We start from the raw sequence: 16001 nt of genomic DNA on the forward strand, positions 1-16001 counted from the left end.
GGCGGTGCGGTGCCGAGGCTATATGAAAATGGATCCCATTTCTAATTAAGGCCGCTCAAGGTCCCGCTCAAGGTTCCGCTCAAAGTTCCGCGCCGGCGGGCAGGTGATCCCAAGGGGCGGATGCGGGCCTGCGGTTGACAGCTCGAACACGGCCGCGACAGCATCCCGCCGATGGAGATCACCGACCTGACACCTGCCGAGCGCCGCGTCTGGCAGGCGTTTCCGCTCGGCGATGGCGTCGACTTCCGGGAGAGCCCCGACGTCCCTGAGAGTCCCGATGACGACCCCAGGGCCGGTGGGTCCTGGGGGCCCGAGCGGACCGTGCGTGCCGAGGTGCTGCGGGCGCTGCTGCTCAACGGGCCGACGGAGGACGGCGAGATCGCGGGCATGAAGCTGACGGGCGCGCGGATCACCGGGTGCCTCGACCTCATGTACGGGACGGTCGAGCAGCCCGTACGGCTGCGGTCCTGCCACTTCGACGAGGCGCCGAACCTGTACGGGGCCCAGATCCGCACGCTGGCGCTCGGCGACTCGGTTCTGCCGGGGCTGAAGGCGGGCACCCTCCGGGTCGAGTCGGCCCTGCGGATCACCTGCTGCCGGATAGCGGGCCCCGTGCGGCTCGCGGGCGCGCAGATCACCGGTGCCTTCTTCGCCAACGGGGCGGAGCTCGGCACCCCGCACGATCCCGAGGCGCCGGACCCCGAAGCCGCGGCGGAAGCGGCGCTGCAGCTGAACCACGCGGTGATCGGCGCCGACGTATGGGCCCCCGGTCTGGTGGCCCACGGCCAGGTCCGGATGAATGGAGCCACCGTCGGAGGCCAGGTCAACCTCGACGGCGCCGACGTGGGCGGCGGTCCCGGTGAAGTCGCCCTGGACGTCGAGACCCTGTCGGTCGGCACCGATCTGCGGGCCAAGCGGCTGCGCGCCCGCGGCACGGTCAATCTGAGCGGCGCCAGAATCCCACGGCACGTCAATCTGGCCTACGCCCGCCTCTCCCACCCCGGCGGGACGGCGCTGCGCGCCAGCAGCTGCGTCGTCGGCGAGCTGTGGCTGCGGGAGGCCGCTCCGATCCAGGGGACCGTGAACCTGCGGCGCTCCCAGCTCGACCTGCTGTACGTCTCCCCGGAGGTGTGGCCCGACCAGGTCAAGCTCGACGGCCTCGGCTACCGCAGGCTCGCCCCCGACCTGCCCGCGGAGCAGCGGCTGCCGCTCCTTGAGCGTGAGGCGACCGGCTATCTCCCGCAGAGCTACGAGCAGTTGGCCGCCGCGTACCGCACGGTGGGCGACGAGGCAGCCGCCCGCACCGTACAGCTGGCCAAGCTGCGCCGTCACCGGCGCACCCTGCCCCCGTACGCCAGGCTCTGGGGTCACCTGCAGGATGTGACGGTCGGCTACGGGTTCCGCCCGATGCGCGCCGCCGGGTGGCTGCTGGTGCTGCTGCTCACCGGCGCCGTCGCCTTCGCGCTCCACCATCCGCGCCCGTTGAAGTCCGACGAGGCCCCGCACTTCAACCCCGTCTTCTACACCCTTGACCTGCTCCTTCCGATCATCGGCTTCGGGCAGGAGTCGGCCTTCGCACCGGACGGCCGGTACCAGTGGCTCGCGTATCTGCTGATCGCCACGGGCTGGGTCCTCGTGACCACGGTCGCGGCCGGTATCACGCGCTCGCTCAGCCGCCAATGACGAACATCGCCGACCTGGACACAGACAGGGCAATGATCGATATCCTCCAGCGAAACGCTCAAACGAACACCCAATGGGTACGTCGCTAGGGGGCCGGCAGCATGCGGGAGCCGAGGGATGTCAGGCGGCAGCGGATACTCGCCGTCGTGGAGTCGCGTGGTGAGGCGCGGCTGAGTGATCTCGCCGACGATCTGGAGGTCTCGGTGATCACCGTGCGCCGGGACGTCGAAGACCTCGCCCGGGAGGGCAAGTTGCGGCGCGGGCACGGCGTGGCGCGGTCCGTCGGGCCGGTGGAACGGAGCTCCGCGCCCGCCGAGCCGCCGGCGAGCGGCGGGGCCGTGGCGCTGATGGTGCCCGAGCGGCACACCTATCTGTACGAGACGATGCACGGGGCCCGCGGTGTCCTGCACGAGGCCGGGGTGCGGGTCGCGCTGCACATCGCACCGCAGGTGGAGGGCGCCGAACGGCCGCTGGTCGAGCGGGTGTTGGCCGAAGACGTGCGAGGGCTCCTCATCGCCCCGCGCTGGCGCACCGCGGCCGAGGAGGAGGCGGACTACGCCTGGCTCGCCGCGTCGGGCGTGCCCACGGTCCTGATGGAGCGGCGGCCGCGTGCGGGCAGTGCGCTGCACGCCATGGACTCGGTCTGCACCGACCACTGGTACGGCATCCACCTCGCCGTCGACCACCTCGTCCAGCTCGGCCACCGGCGGATCGTCCTGGCCGCCCGCGACGACAGTCCGACGGCCCGCGCCCTGCGTGCGGCCTTCGCCGAGATCGCCGCGTCGCGGCCCGAGGTCGAGGACTGGTCCGTGATGCTCAGCGCCGCGGGCGCGGGCCCCGGGCGGGTGCGCGAACCACTGGACCTGGCGGCGCGGCTCCGCGAGCGCGGGGCGACGGCCGCCGTGCTGCACGGCGACGTCGACGCGCTGATGCTCGTGCAGCAGCTCATGGACCGTGGGGTGCGGGTGCCCCAGGACTGCTCGGTGGTGGCGTACGACGACGTGGTGGCCGCGCTCGGCAGCACGCCGCTGACCGCCGTGTCCCCGCCGAAGCACGAGGTGGGCCGGACGGCGGCCGGGCTTCTGCTGCGCAGGCTCGACGAGTTGGCGGGGCCGGGCGCCGGGACGACGCAACGCGTGCAGCTTCTGCCGGAGCTCAAGGTCCGTGGATCCGCGACACACCTCGGGATCGTTTGACCGCTTCAGTTTCTTTTGATCGGTCTATTGACCGGCAACGTTCACGCGATCAGGATTCCGGTGTCCCGAACAAGAGCCGCGGGAGGCACCCATGCCTGGTCGACCGAGCCGCCGGTCCCTGCTCGCCGTGACAGCCGCAGTTCCCATGGCAGGTGCGCTGAGCGCCTGTTCGGGCAGCACGGGCAGCACGTCGCGCAGCAAAGGCGGCACCACACGCATCACCTTCTGGTCCGCACTGCGCGGAAGCCAGGAAGTGGTCGACGCGTTCAACAAGACCCACGACCGGATCCAGGTCGAGTTCCAGCAGATCCCGTCCGGCGCCATGGGCGGATACGCCAAGCTCAGCAACGCGGCGCGGGCCGGAAACGCCCCGGACGTCGCCACGATCGAATACCCCCAGGTCCCCGGCTTCGCCATCGACGGCGTCGCCCGGGACATCACCTCACTCATGAGCGACAGGCTGCGCGCCAAGCTGCTGCCGCAGGCCCTTGGCCTCACCACCTTCGAGAAGCGGGTCTTCACCGTCCCGCTCGACGTCGAGCCGATGGTCCTGCACTACCGATCCGACCTGTTCGACGCGTACGGGATCGAAGTCCCGCGCACCTGGGACGAGTTCACCGAGGCCGCCCGCACCGTGCGGGACAAGGACCGCGACCGGCGTCTCGCGCTCTTCCCCACCGACGGCGGCACCCAGTTCGCCGCGTGGGCGTGGCAGGCGGGCGCCCAGTGGTTCGACACCCGCGACGGCGCCTGGAACGTGTCGCTGACGGACCGGCCGACCCGGAAGGTCGCGGCGTACTGGCAGGGGCTCATCGACGAGGACCTGCTCTTCGTCAACGCCACCGAGAGCAGGCACCACGACGCGCAGCTCGGTGAGGGCCTGATCCTGACCCGGCTCACCGGCGCCTGGGACGCGGGCTCGCAGATGAACGCGAGACCGGGCCAGAAGGGCCGATGGGCCGTCGCCCCGCTCCCGCAGTGGGACCCCGACAACCCCGTCGTCGGCACCCACGGCGGCTCCACCTTCGCCGTCACCAAGGACAGCCGACACCCCGAAGCCGCCATGGAGTTCATCGAGTGGCAGGTCTCGCACCCCGACGCCCTGCGCGCCCGCCTCTCCAGCGGCACGAGCAGCCAGTACCCGGCCGTCCCCGACCTGGTCCCCGTGGGCCGCGAGGCATTCGACCGGAGCTACTACTCGGGCCAGGACATCTACCGCCTCTTCGAGGAACAGGCCGAGACGATCGGCGACGGCTGGGTCTGGGGCCCGCGCATGACCGCCACCCAGCGAGTGATGCAGGACGGCTTCGCGCGCGCCGGCGGCGGCAAGGGCTCGCTCATCGACGCCGTGCGTGCCGCCCACGACGGAACCATGCCGGACCTCAAGGCACTTGGCCTCTCCATCACCGAGCACAGCACATGAGCGGCCCCTACGCCCCGGCGCCGACGGAAGCTTCCGTACGCCCCGGCGCGACAGAACCCCGCACGCCGACGAGCACCAGCAGAAAGGCAGGTGACCCCCGATGACCACGACCGCGCCCCCGGCCCGCGCCACCCGCACCGCCGATGCCCCCGTCCCCGCCCGCCGCGCCCGCACGCGTGCGCGGCGCCGCGAACACGTGGCGTGCGGCGTCCTGATGACCCCCTTCCTGATCCTGTTGGTGGCGGTCTTCCTGATACCCGTCGGCACCGCGGTCTGGCTGAGCTTCTTCAGCGACGACCAGCCGGGTCTCGGCTTCGGGCCGGAGAAGACTGTCTTCGTCGGTCTGCGCAGCTACACGGCCGTCCTCACCGACCCGAGCTTCCTGGGCAGCCTGGGCACGGTCGCCCTCTACTGCCTGATCTACATCCCGCTCATGGTGATCGGAGCCCTCGCCCTCGCCCTGCTGCTCGACTCGGGCGTCGTACGGCTGCGCTCCTGGGCCCAGTTGGGGCTCTTCCTGCCGCACGCGGTGCCGGGCATCATCGCGGCCCTCATCTGGCTGTACCTCTACACGCCCGGTCTCAGTCCGGTCGTCGACGTGCTCTCCAAGGGCGACATCCACATCGACTTCCTCGGCGTGAACACCGTGCTCCCTTCGATCGTGAACATCGCCCTGTGGAGCAACCTCGGCTACAACATGGTGATCTTCTACGCCGCCCTGCAGGCCGTGCCCCGAGAAGTGATCGAGGCCGCCGTCGTCGACGGCGCGGGACCGGTGCGCACCGCCCTCCAGGTCAAGGCACCCCTGGTGCGCCCCTCGATCGTCATGGTCGCCATGTTCACCCTGATCTGGGCGATGCAGCTGTTCACCGAACCGATGCTGCTCAGCCAGTCGTCCCCGATGATCAACTCGCGCTTCTCGCCCAGCATGTACATCTACGACGCGGCCTTCACCCGCAACAACTACGGCCTCGCAGCGGCGGCCTCGGTGATCCTGCTCCTGTGCACGGTCGCCCTCTCCTACGGCGTCACCCGCTGGACCAACCGCACCCAGAAGGAGGCCGCACGATGAGCGCCGACACCCTCACCGCGCACCGCCCCCGCCTCCTGGGCCGCACCGTCGTGAACACCGTGGTCGGCATCGCGGTGCTCTACACCCTGCTGCCCGTCCTGTGGCTGGTGCTCGCCGCCTCCAAGAACCGGGACGCGCTCTTCAGCAGCGACTTCTTCTCGCTGTCCGACTTCTCCTTCCTGCAGAACCTGCGCGACCTGTTCGCCATGGACGGCGGCCTCTACGGCCGCTGGTACACCAACAGCCTCCTCTACGCCGTCCTGGGCGCCGCGATCAGCGCACTGGTGAGCGTCGCCTGCGGATACGCCTTCGACAAGTACCGTTTCCGGCACAAGGAGAAGGCCTTCGGCCTGGTGCTCGCGGCGGTGATGGTGCCGCAGACGGTGCTCGCCCTTCCGCTGTATCTGATGGCGTCGGCCACGGGCGTCGTCGACACCTTCTGGGCAGTGTTCATCCCGGTCCTGTTCAACCCGTTCGGCGTCTATCTGGGGCGGATCTTCAGCCAGGGGTACGTGCCCGACGAGGTGCTCGAAGCGGCCCGGGTGGACGGGGCGGGGGAGCTCACCACCTATGTGCGCGTCTCCCTGCGGATGCTGGGCCCCGGCCTGGTCACGGTGTTCCTCTTCCAGCTCACCGCCATCTGGAACAACTTCTTCCTGCCGATGGTGATGCTCTCGGACGAGAAGCTGTACCCGGTCAGTCTCGGCCTCTACACCTGGAACAGCTCGGCCACCGTCTCGCCCGAGTACTACCCCGTGGTCATCATGGGATCGCTCCTCGCGGTCCTTCCGCTGATCCTCGCCTTCATTCTGCTGCAGCGCTTCTGGAAGTCGGGTCTCACCGCCGGCTCGGTCAAGTGAGCCGTCGGTGAGCCACCGGTGAACCATGTGAAAGGGAACGTGTTGATGAACGGCAGCCACGGCAGCCACCGTCCGCACACCGCGCTCGCCATGGCGCGGGACGCGGCGACGGCCGTGCTCGGCCCCGACGCCCTGGCCGCACTCGGCCGGGTCTGCGATCTGGTGCCGGACACCGTCCTGGACGACTTCACCACGGAGCAGGCCCGCTCCGTGCTGCGGGACGTGGAGGTCCTGGTCACCGGCTGGGGCTGCCCGCCCCTCGACGCGGCCGTGCTCGCGTCCGCGCCCCGGCTGCGGGCCGTCGTCCACACCGCGGGGTCGGTACGCGGCCACATCACCCCGGAGTGCTGGGACCGCGGCATCGAGGTGTCGTCGGCCGCCGCGGCCAACGCCCTGCCCGTGGCGGAGTACACCGTCGCGATGATCCTGCTCACCGGCAAGCGCGTCATGGAGCGGGCCAGGGAGTTCAAGGCGACGCGGCGCCGCGACGACTGGCTCGGCCTCTCGCGCGGCGTGGGCAACTACGGCCGTACGATCGGCATCCTCTCCGCGTCGATGATCGGCCGCCGCGTCATCGAACTCCTGCGCCCCTACGACCTGCAGGTCCTGCTGCACGACCCCTACGTCTCCGACGAGGAGGCCAAGGCGCTGGGCGTGCGCCCGGTCGGCATCGGGGAGTTGTTCGCGAGCAGCGATGTCGTGAGCGTCCACACGCCGCTGCTGCCCGCCACCCGCGGTCTGGTCGGCCGTGAACTGATCGCCGCCATGCGCCACGAGGCGGTGCTCATCAACACGGCCCGCGGCGCGGTGCTCGACCAGGACGCCCTCACCGAAGCCGCGCTGGCCGGCCGCATCCGAGCCGTCCTGGACGTCACCGACCCCGAAGTCCTGCCCCCCGACCACCCGTTGTGGGAGTGCGACCACGTCATGATCACCCCTCACCTGGCCGGTTCGCAGGGCAACGAGTGGGGGCGCCTCGCCGATCTCGCCGTCGCCGAGCTCGGCCGCTGGTCCGCGGGCGACGGATTCGCCCACGCCGTACGACGCGAAAGGCTGGCCTACCTCGCATGAGCATCCCCGGACTGCCCGAAGAAAACCGGGAGTTGAGCCCCCGCACCGGCTACACGCGCGAGCACTGGGAGGCCGCGGCCGACGGCCTCCTGAGTGCCGCCTGGCAGTGGGCGACTCCACGCGGAGCCCTGCTCGACCTGCCGGGGCGGCCCTCCGCGTCGGGCGTACGGTCGGACGGCCTGGAGGGATACGCCCGCACCTTGCTCGCCGCCGCGTTCCGGGTGGCGGGCGCCGAAGGCAAGGACCCGCACGGCTGGCTCGACCGGTACGCGGAAGGACTCGCGGCGGGCACCCGCACGCCGGGCCGCGACGACGCCGAGTCCTGGCCGGTGATACTCGACCACAACGTCCAGGGCCAGCCGATGGTCGAGTCCGCGTCCGTCGCCCTCGGCCTGCGGCTGACCCGCCCCTGGCTGTGGGACCGGCTCGACAGCGGCGTACAGGACCGTGCGGCCGAGTGGCTGCGCGGCGCGATCCGGCACGTCCCCGCGCCCAACAACTGGTACCTCTTCCCCTACACCGTGGCCGGATTCCTGGAGTCGGTGGGCCGCGGCGACGCGGACACGGCACGGGCGCGTGAGCGGGCCATCGGACTCCTGGAGAGCTGGAACCGCGGCCAGGGCTGGTACGCCGACGGGGACGGCCGTGCCTTCGACCACTACAACGGCTGGGCCCTGCACCTGTACCCGACACTCGACGCCCAACTGGCGGGCGATGAGACCCAGTTGGCCCGGCACGGCGCCCGCCTGCACGAGCACCTGGAGAGCTTCGGGCTCCTCTTCGGCGGCGACGGCGCCCCGATCCACTTCGGCCGCTCCCTGACCTACCGCTTCGCCGCGGGCGCCTCCGTGGCCCTCGGCGCGCTCACCGGCCACACGCCCCTCACCCCCGGCACCTCGCGCAGGATCCTCAGCGGATCGCTGCGCTACTTCCTCGACCGCGGCTCCGTCGGCGCCGACGGACTGCTCAGCCTCGGCTGGCACGGCCCGCACGAGGCGACCCTGCAGTCCTACTCGGGCCCCGCGTCCCCGTACTGGGCATCGAAGGCGTTCGTCGGCCTCCTGGCGCCGGCCACCCACCCCTTGTGGACCGCCACCGAGGAACCCGCCCCCAGCGAGAGCCGCGACCAGGTCCTCGCGCTGCCCGCGCCCGGCCTCCTCGTGCAGAGCACCCGCGCCGACGGGATCGTCAGGCTGCACAACCACGGCAGCGACCACGCGCGCCCGCACGAGGCGGAGACGGCGGCCCACGAGGATCCGCTCTACGCACGCCAGGCCTACTCCACCAGGACAGGACCCACGGCACGCGGCAACACCGCGGACAACCACATCGCCGTGGAGGTGGCGGGAGTGCGCAGCGCCCGTAGCCGTATCCACCCGCTGGGCGCGGGTCAGGGCGAGGGCTGGGGCTGGGCCGCGTCACGGCACACCCCGGCGTTCGTGAGCGGTCCGCCCATGGTGCCGGGGCTGCGCGTGGAGAGCGTCACCGTGGCCAAGGGCCGCCACGAACTACGCGTGCACCGCGTCGTCGGCGCACCGCACGGCGCCCGCGTCACCCACACGGGCTGGGCGACAGGGCCGGACGATTCCTTGCTCTCCGCACTGCACCCCTTGCACGGCTGGAGCGGCCAGGACGAACAACGCGCGCCCCAGGGCACTGCCTTCACCCCCTGGGCCCGCCTGCCCCGGCTCACGGCCGATGCGGAGGGCACGGCCGTGTACGCGGCTCTGGCCACCCTCACCGCTGAGCCGGAACCCGCGTCCCTGGCCGATGCGGCCACCGTGGTGAGCGCCACGGCGGACACCGTCGAGGTGCGCTGGGCGGACGACGGCTCGCTGACCCGGATCGCCTTCGATCCGCTGACCGTCGAGCACGGCTGATCGCCGGGCACGGTGACCCCCGCACACGGGTGACTTGACCCTCACGTCGCGTCAGGCTGCAGGCTGTACGCGACGAAAGGCGAGGTCCATGAGTTACACGGTGGGGCAGGTCTCCGGGTTCGCGGGGGTCACCGTCCGTACGCTGCATCACTACGACCGGTCCGGGCTGCTCGTGCCGAGCGAGCGGAGCCCGGGCGGGTACCGCCTGTACGGCGAAGCCGATCTGGCCCGCCTGCAGCAGATCCTCTTCTACCGCGAACTCGGCTTCGCCCTGGAGGAGATCGCGGAGATCCTCGCGGACCCGCAGGCCAACGCTCTCGATCAGCTGCGCGCCCGGCACAAGGCGCTGGTGGAGCAGATCGGCAAGCTGGGCCGTCTGGTCGAGGTCGCCGAGCGGGCCATGGAGGTGCAGCAGACGGGCGTGCCGCTCAGCCCGCAGGAGCGGTTCGAGGTGTTCGGCGAGATCACCTTCGACCTGAGCTACGCCACCGAGGCCGGGCTCAAGTGGGAGAACAGCGCGGGGCACCGCGAGGCGATGAGCCGGGCCGCCGCCCACTCCAAGGAGGACTGGGCCCGGCTCATGAGCGAGGCGGCGGCCTGGCGGGCCGAACTCGTCGAGGCGTTCGACGAGGGCGAACCCGCCGAGGGGAAGCCGCCAGGGCCCTGGCCGAGGAGCACCGGCAGCACATCATCCGCTGGTTCACGCCGTGCCCGCCCGCCATGCACCTGCGCATCGCCGACGAATTCGCGGACGATCCCCGCGCCTTCGCCCTCGTCGTACCGCCTTCGGAGCAGCGGCCGGGCCTTGCCGCATTCCTGTACGCGGCGGTGCGGGCCAACGCGGAAGAGGGCGGGAGCGGGGTGGAAGGCCGATGAGAGTTCTCATGACCGCCGCCGGGTCGTACGGCGATGTCGCCCCGTACACCGGCCTCGGTGCCCGGCTGCGGGAAGCGGGCCACGACGTCGCCCTCGCCACGCAGGAGTCCTTCGCGCCGCTGGTGCGGGACGCCGGGCTCACCTTCCGCCCGCTGCCCGGCGACACGAGCGCGGGCGGCGGCGGCCATCGGCAGCTGATGCGCACGGCCGCCGCGTTCGTACGGGAGCTGGGGGCCGGGCTCGTCGATGCCGCGGAACCCGGCGCCGACGTACTGCTGCTCTCGACGACCACGGCGCCCCTCGGCCGCCAACTGGCCGAGGCCATGGACATTCCGTCCCTGGGCGTCTCTCTGCAACCCACCCACCCCACACGGGAGTTCGCGCCGGTGATGAGTGGCGGCAGGTCGCTGGGCGGGCCGGGAAACCGGGCACTGGGCCGCTTCTCCCTGCGGATGGCCGACCGTGTCTACGCCGACGCGGTCGCCGACCTGCGGGCACGCCTCTCGCTGCCCCGAACAGGCCGCGGTGCCGTCCGGCGGAGCCAGGAGCAGGCGGGGTGGCCGGTCCTGCACGGATTCAGCACGGCCGTGGTGCCCCGGCCCGCGGACTGGCGCGACGGTCTCGACGTCGTCGGCAACTGGTGGCCGCACCACGACCCGGACACTCCGCTGCCCGCCCCGTTCGAGGACTTCCTGCGGGCCGGACCGCCGCCCGTCTTCATCGGGTTCGGCAGCATGGCCGCGGGGGAAGGCGCGCGGCTGAGCGAACTGGCCCTCTCCGCGCTGCGGCGGGCCGGGCTGCGGGGAGTTCTCCAGGAGGGGCGGGCGGGGCTGATGGCGCACGGCGACGACATCCTCACCGTCGACGAGGTGCCCCACGCGCTCCTCTTCCCGAGGATGGCCGCCGTGGTTCACCACGCGGGCGCCGGAACCGCGGCGGCGGGCCGGGGTGCCCGCGATCCCCGTACCCGTCATGGCGGACCAGCCCTTCTGGGCCTCGCGGCTCGCCGGTCTCGGTGCGGGCACCCGGCCCGTGCCGTTCAAGGAGCTCACGGCGGAGCGCCTCGCCGAGCAGATCGGGCGTGCGGTGGGCGAGGCCACGTACCGGCAGGCAGCCGGTGCCGTGGCCCGCCGGATGGGCGCCGAGGACGGCGCCGGTCATGTCCTCAAGGCGGTCGAACGGCTCGGCTGAGCGGCTGCGGCCCCTAGTCCACCGTCACCACACCTCCCACCACCACGACCTCGGCCTTCGTCCCCGGTATCTCCTCAGGGCGAGCCCGCAGGATGTCGCGCGACAGGACGACGAAGTCCGCCAGCTTGCCGACGGTCAGCGAACCACGGTCCTGCTCAAGGAAGTTGGCGTAGGCGGAGCCCATCGTGTAGCCGTGGACGGCCGTCTCCACGTCGAGCGTCTCGGTGGGCTGCCAGGGTTCGCCGCCGCCGAGGGGGCGGCGCGTCAGGGCGGTGTAGATGCCCGCCATCGGGTCCATCTCGGCGACGTTCCAGTCGCTGGAGAGCGCGAGCACCGCCCCCGCCTCGTGCAGGCTCCGCATCGGCCAGGCCTTGTGCCACCGGTCGGCGCCGATGTTCTCGGCCCAGTCCTGTCCTGGCCCCGCGATCTCGGGGGCGCAGTGGCGCGGCTGCATGCAGGCGACGACACCGAGTTCGGCGAAGCGCGGGGTGTCGGCGGGGTCCAGGCACTCGACATGGACGACCTGGTGGCGGGCGTCGCGCGGTCCGTTGAGGGAGCGGGCGTGCTCGACGGCGTCCAGGACCGTGCGGATGCCCCGGTCGCCGGTGGCGTGCACGAAGCACTGGAAGCCGCGGGCGTCCAGCTTCGCGAGCAGCTCCGCGAACTCGTGCGCGGGGTAGAACGTGTCGCCCCGATGCTTCCCGCACCCGGAGTAGGGCTCGAGGAGCGCGGCGGTGCGGGGCTCCACGACGTCGTCGATGTACAGCTTGAGCGGCCCGACCCGCAGCCGGTCGTCCGCGAACCGCCGTGCGGCGGCGGCGAAGTCGTCCAGATCGGCGTCGGTCGTGCCGCGCGGATGGAAGAGGGCGGCGACGATGCGGGAACGCAGCCGCCCTTCCTCGCGGGCGCGGGTGAAGAGCTCCAGGTCGTCCAGGGAGTTCTGCGGTTCGACGACCGTGGTGATGCCGAAGCCGATCGCGTCGTCCAGGCTCTTGGCGAGCCGCCCGTACTGCCGGTCGGGCGACGCCCACGGGAGACCGAGCTCGCGCAGGGCGCGATGGCCGTCTCGGGAGAGGCCCTTGACCGCGAAGTCCTTGATGAATCCGGTGGGTTCGCCCGTCGCCGGGTCGGTCTCGGCGCGGCCGAACGGCAGCGACGTACGGTCGCGGTCGACGCCGAGACGGCGCAGGGCGGCCGTGTTGAGCCAGGCGGTGTGGACGTCGTAGCTCAGCACGAAGGCCGGGGTGTCGCCGGTGACGGGGTCGAGGTCGGCGGCGTTCGGCATCCGGCCGCCGGGAATCGCGGAGTAGTCGAACGCCTCGGCCTCGATCCACTCCGCGCCCGGGTTCTCGGCGCGCCAGGTGCGGATGCGGTCGTGGATCTCGCCGAGGGTGCGGGCGCCGGCGAGCTGTACGCACGCGTCGTCGGAGCCGAGGCGCACGTGGTTGTGGGCGTCGATGAAGCCGGGCAGGACCAGGCGTCCGCCGCCGTCGACGACCTGTGTTCCCTCGCCGGTCCAGGAGTCCGCATCCGTGTCGGGGCCGAGCCATGCGATGCGCCCGTCCAGTACGGCGAGCGCCTCGGCCGAGGGGAGGTCCGGGTCGACGGTGTGGATGCGGGCGTTGCGCAGGACGAGGTCCGCGGGCCTGGGGGTGGTGCTGGTCATGAGAGGTGAACTCCTGGGGCGGTACGGGTGGTTCGGGTGGGGCGGGGGTATTTCTTGGGTGGGCGGCGGATGCCTCAGGTGGAGGTGGAGGTGGAGGTGGATGCGGAGGCGGATTCGGAGGTGGGCAGGGAAGCGGGCACGCTGCGGCGGGCGAGCGCCCAGTACGTGAGAGCGGCGACGACCGAGCCGAGCAAGGTGAGGTCACCGCCGCCGAGCGGCGCCACCAGCGGCCCCGTCCACAGCTCCGAGGCGCAGGTCAGCGCGGCGAAGGCCATCCCGGCGACGAGGGCGGCCATCCCGGCGGGGCGGAATCCGGCCCGGTACCAGTAGGCGCCGTCGCGCCCGGTCGTGTGCAGAGCCCCGGTGTCGTACCGGCAGCGGCGCAGCAGCATGTCGGCGAGGAACACCCCGCCCCACGGCGCGAACACGATGATCAGGAGCGAGAGGAAGCTGAGCAGCGACTCGGTGAAGTCGGTCAGGAACAGCGCGCCGAGCGAGCCGAGCGCCGTCACGGCGACGCTGATGACGATGGCCTTCGCGCGGCTCCAGGGGATGCCGAGCACCTGGAGGTTGAGGCTCGAGGAGTAGAGCGTGAGGATCGAGTTGGTGACCGAGCCGCCGAGCACGAGCAGCAGGAACACCGCCTGGAACCAGCCCGGAAGCAGCCCCTCCACCCCTGCGACCGCGTCCGTCATGTCGGTCTGCGTGGCGGCCGCGACGCCCGCGACACCGAGCGCCACGGACGAGACCAGACCGCCGAGCGCGCCGGTGACGGTGATCGAGCGCAGCGAGGTGTCCCGGGGCAGATAGCGCGTGTAGTCGGCGGGCATCGGCAGGTACGAGAACGGCCCCGCGAGCATCACCACGAACGCGAGCGTCCAGCCGGAGAATCCGGCGCCACCGCCCGATGCCGCACCGAAGTCGGCGTCGGGCAGCACGAGGACGAGGAGCACCCCGAAGCCCGCGGCGAGCACGTACGCCATCCAGCGCTCGGCGAGTTGCACGGTGGCGTGCCCCCACATCGCCACCGCGAAGGTCATCGCGAGGGTCACCGTCAGGGCGAGGGCGCGTGCCGCGTCGCCGCCGCCCGTCCAGCCGAGGTCGGTGAAGAGCGCTTCGAGGGCGAGCGTGCCGACCACGGTGTTGACGATGGTGTAGCCGATGGAGACCACCCAGTTGAGCAGTCCGGCGGGGAAGTTCCCGAGGACGCCGAAGGCGGCACGGGAGATGACCAGGGTCGCGGTCCCGGTGCGGATGCCGCTCAGGCCTGCCGCGCTGATGGCGAAGAAGAAGAGCCCGCCGATCACGACCACGGCGGTGGCCTGCCAGAAGCTGAGGCCGAAGCTGACGGCGAGGGCGCCGTTGATGACGTAGGTGAAGGTCAGATTGGAGCCGAACCAGAGCCAGAACAGATCCTTGGCGCTCCCGTGCCGGTCCTCGTCCGGGATCGGGTCGATGCCGTGGGTCTCGACCCGGAACACCTCGTCGCTGGTGACGCCCGTGCCGAGCCCGGTGGTCGTCCCTGCTGCCGGTCCCGCTGTCGCCCCGGCTGTCGTTCCGGCTGCTGTCCCGGCGGAATCCGCGGCCTGTCGTGCCATGCGAGCACCTCACTCTCCGGCACCCAGACTTTGAATGCCGTTCTATGACCTAGAACGGCATTCAAAATGCGCCACGGGCCGGGGAGCCGTCAAGACCCTGCGGGAAATCAGCCGCGGACACCGGGGATAAGGTCGGCGGGTGGAGCAGGAAGCGGGGACCGGAACGGGAGCAGGCGTGGCAAGACGGCGGGACGGGCAGGTCGCGCGGGACCGGATGCTGGAGGAGGCGATGACGGCGATCGCCGAGAACGGCCTCGCCGCGCTCACCATGTCCGCGCTCGCCGAGCGTCTCGGCACCAGCGGCGGCCACATCCTGTACTACTTCGGCAGCAAGGACCGGCTTCTCCTGGAAGCGCTGAGCTGGAGCGAGGCCGCGCTCACCGAGGAGCGCCGCGCGCTGCTCGCGGGGCGTGCGGCCCCCGCCCGCAAGCTCGACCGGTTCCTGCGGATGTACCTGCCCAAGGGGCCGCGCGACCCCCGCTGGATGCTCTGGATCGAGCTGTGGGCGCGTGCCGGTGCGAAGGAACCGCTCCGCGCGGCCCAGGACGACCTCGACCGCGGCTGGCAGGCCGATCTGGAGGCCCTGCTCACCCAGGGCACGGCTCAGGAAGCCTTCGCGGTGGACGACGCCGCGGGCCGCGCCGGTGAACTGCTCGCACTCCTCGACGGCCTGAGCACCCGTGTCGTCCTGGGGCAGCGCGGCGCCGACCGCAAGGGCGCACTCACCTCGGCGCGCTCGGCGGCCGAGCGGCTCGTCGGGCGCCCCGAGGCGACCGGTCCGTAGCCCGAGCGGCCGAACGGGCAGGTCGTGATGGTCATGACGGAGCCGGAGCGTGGAAGCCTCCAGACATGACCGAAAGCGCGCATCTCTATATGGCGAACCCTCGGATCACGGTCCTTGGCGTCAACCCCGGCCGACCGCCCTTCCGCATCGTGGAGCTCGACGGCGAGGTGGTCGGCGAGGCCAGGGAACTCGTCGATGTCCTGGAGGTGGCCGCTCAGGCGGGTGTCGTCGTGCACGACGTGGACGACCCGGATCTGGTGCGCTGGGTGGGCGGCGACAAGTTCACCTGGAAGCCGAAGGCATCGACGGCACCCGAGGAGTCCATTCAGCCTAAGGAAGCGACGGAGCCGAACTAGCCGAAGCGGGGGACTCCCGGGGATCGGGGCACTCCCGGGGACCGGTGTGCGCCCGGGGGGCGGGGTGGTCGGGCCCGAGGTCGTAGATCCTGTTCAGGAGCTCGGCCTCGTTGCCCGTCAGGCCTGCGCGGCGCAGCGCCTCGTCCGCCTCCGCCATGGGTCCTGCGAGCAGCGAGGCCGCCGCGGCCGGTGAAGGGCCGGACAGTGCGGCGCGTGCGGTGTGCAGCAGCCGCAAGCAGGCCTGGGCGGCGGCCAGTTCGGGGGTCGGCGTGCCGGTCATGTCGAGAGCTCCTCTGTGCGGCGTCGGAAGGCCCGGTGGTTCGCACCGGTGGACCCTCCACTCTT

12 protein-coding genes and 2 pseudogenes are annotated in these 16001 nt (G+C 71.7%); 11 read left to right on the plus strand and 3 right to left on the minus strand.

Annotation, left to right across the window (positions count from 1 at the left end; genetic code table 11):
* The first annotated feature begins 171 nt into the window (after positions 1-171).
* The 9 genes and pseudogenes from AC07AG_RS29810 (at position 172) to AC07AG_RS29850 (ending at position 11252) form a co-directional block, all read left to right on the plus strand.
* Positions 172-1683 (plus strand): membrane-associated oxidoreductase, encoded by a 1512-nt coding sequence (locus tag AC07AG_RS29810; protein WP_478759214.1) that lies wholly within the window; start codon positions 172-174, stop codon positions 1681-1683.
* A 101-nt stretch (positions 1684-1784) separates the two neighbouring features.
* Positions 1785-2879, plus strand: coding sequence for a substrate-binding domain-containing protein (locus tag AC07AG_RS29815; protein WP_478759215.1), 1095 nt, complete (start codon positions 1785-1787; stop codon positions 2877-2879).
* 91 nt (positions 2880-2970) lie between these two features.
* Positions 2971-4302, plus strand: a complete 1332-nt coding sequence (locus AC07AG_RS29820) for an ABC transporter substrate-binding protein (protein WP_478759216.1) — start codon at positions 2971-2973, stop codon at positions 4300-4302.
* Positions 4303-4402: 100 nt separating this feature from the next.
* Positions 4403-5374: a carbohydrate ABC transporter permease gene (locus AC07AG_RS29825; protein ID WP_478759217.1), complete on the plus strand. Its 972-nt coding sequence runs from the start codon at positions 4403-4405 to the stop codon at positions 5372-5374.
* Positions 5371-6234, plus strand: coding sequence for a carbohydrate ABC transporter permease (locus AC07AG_RS29830; RefSeq protein WP_478759218.1), 864 nt, complete (start codon positions 5371-5373; stop codon positions 6232-6234). Before AC07AG_RS29825 ends, AC07AG_RS29830 begins: the two co-directional genes overlap by 4 nt.
* Positions 6235-6279: 45 nt before the next feature.
* Positions 6280-7305 carry a hydroxyacid dehydrogenase gene (locus AC07AG_RS29835; protein ID WP_478759219.1) on the plus strand — a complete coding sequence of 342 codons (1026 nt, stop codon included), beginning with the start codon at positions 6280-6282 and terminating at the stop codon, positions 7303-7305.
* On the plus strand, positions 7302-9185 hold the full coding sequence (locus AC07AG_RS29840) for a DUF2264 domain-containing protein (protein WP_478759220.1): 1884 nt from the start codon (positions 7302-7304) through the stop codon (positions 9183-9185). The genes AC07AG_RS29835 and AC07AG_RS29840 overlap by 4 nt, the downstream gene beginning before the upstream one ends.
* 88 nt (positions 9186-9273) lie before the next feature.
* Positions 9274-10061: pseudogene (locus AC07AG_RS29845) on the plus strand (MerR family transcriptional regulator).
* Positions 10058-11252: pseudogene (locus AC07AG_RS29850) on the plus strand (glycosyltransferase). Before AC07AG_RS29845 ends, AC07AG_RS29850 begins: the two co-directional pseudogenes overlap by 4 nt.
* Before the next feature lie 13 nt (positions 11253-11265).
* Here AC07AG_RS29850 and AC07AG_RS29855 read toward each other — a convergent pair.
* Both AC07AG_RS29855 and AC07AG_RS29860 read right to left on the minus strand, forming a co-directional pair.
* On the minus strand, positions 11266-12918 hold the full coding sequence (locus AC07AG_RS29855; protein WP_478759221.1) for an amidohydrolase: 1653 nt from the start codon (positions 12916-12918) through the stop codon (positions 11266-11268).
* A gap of 74 nt (positions 12919-12992) precedes the next feature.
* The gene (locus tag AC07AG_RS29860) at positions 12993-14516 is read right to left on the minus strand and encodes a purine-cytosine permease family protein (RefSeq protein ID WP_478759222.1); all 1524 of its coding nucleotides are present in this window, start codon (positions 14514-14516) and stop codon (positions 12993-12995) included.
* Positions 14517-14730: 214 nt separating this feature from the next.
* Here AC07AG_RS29860 and AC07AG_RS29865 point away from each other — a divergent pair, with 214 nt between their 5' ends.
* Together AC07AG_RS29865 and AC07AG_RS29870 are read left to right on the plus strand one after the other, a co-directional pair.
* Complete coding sequence (locus AC07AG_RS29865) at positions 14731-15300, plus strand: TetR/AcrR family transcriptional regulator (protein WP_478759394.1); 570 nt, start codon at positions 14731-14733, stop codon at positions 15298-15300.
* Between the two features lie 65 nt (positions 15301-15365).
* Positions 15366-15656 (plus strand): hypothetical protein, encoded by a 291-nt coding sequence (locus AC07AG_RS29870; RefSeq protein ID WP_478759223.1) that lies wholly within the window; start codon positions 15366-15368, stop codon positions 15654-15656.
* On the opposite strand, the gene AC07AG_RS29875 is transcribed toward AC07AG_RS29870, so the two are convergent.
* A complete protein-coding gene (locus AC07AG_RS29875) occupies positions 15631-15936 on the minus strand; it encodes a hypothetical protein (protein ID WP_478759224.1) in 306 nt (101 codons plus the stop codon). The genes AC07AG_RS29870 and AC07AG_RS29875 overlap by 26 nt on opposite strands.
* Between the last annotated feature and the right edge of the window lie 65 nt (positions 15937-16001).

This window comes from Streptomyces sp. NPDC044044 (assembly GCF_056434405.1).

Excerpts from the sequence above, each read along its gene's own strand:
- AC07AG_RS29810 (WP_478759214.1), top strand. The coding sequence starts at position 172 with ATGGAGATCACCGACCTGACACCTGCCGAGCGCCGCGTCTGGCAGGCG.
- AC07AG_RS29815 (WP_478759215.1), top strand. The coding sequence starts at position 1,785 with ATGCGGGAGCCGAGGGATGTCAGGCGGCAGCGGATACTCGCCGTCGTG.
- AC07AG_RS29820 (WP_478759216.1), top strand. The coding sequence starts at position 2,971 with ATGCCTGGTCGACCGAGCCGCCGGTCCCTGCTCGCCGTGACAGCCGCA.
- AC07AG_RS29825 (WP_478759217.1), top strand. The coding sequence starts at position 4,403 with ATGACCACGACCGCGCCCCCGGCCCGCGCCACCCGCACCGCCGATGCC.
- AC07AG_RS29830 (WP_478759218.1), top strand. The coding sequence starts at position 5,371 with ATGAGCGCCGACACCCTCACCGCGCACCGCCCCCGCCTCCTGGGCCGC.
- AC07AG_RS29835 (WP_478759219.1), top strand. The coding sequence starts at position 6,280 with ATGAACGGCAGCCACGGCAGCCACCGTCCGCACACCGCGCTCGCCATG.
- AC07AG_RS29840 (WP_478759220.1), top strand. The coding sequence starts at position 7,302 with ATGAGCATCCCCGGACTGCCCGAAGAAAACCGGGAGTTGAGCCCCCGC.
- AC07AG_RS29855 (WP_478759221.1), bottom strand. The coding sequence starts at position 12,918 with ATGACCAGCACCACCCCCAGGCCCGCGGACCTCGTCCTGCGCAACGCC.
- AC07AG_RS29860 (WP_478759222.1), bottom strand. The coding sequence starts at position 14,516 with ATGGCACGACAGGCCGCGGATTCCGCCGGGACAGCAGCCGGAACGACA.
- AC07AG_RS29865 (WP_478759394.1), top strand. The coding sequence starts at position 14,731 with ATGCTGGAGGAGGCGATGACGGCGATCGCCGAGAACGGCCTCGCCGCG.
- AC07AG_RS29870 (WP_478759223.1), top strand. The coding sequence starts at position 15,366 with ATGACCGAAAGCGCGCATCTCTATATGGCGAACCCTCGGATCACGGTC.
- AC07AG_RS29875 (WP_478759224.1), bottom strand. The coding sequence starts at position 15,936 with ATGACCGGCACGCCGACCCCCGAACTGGCCGCCGCCCAGGCCTGCTTG.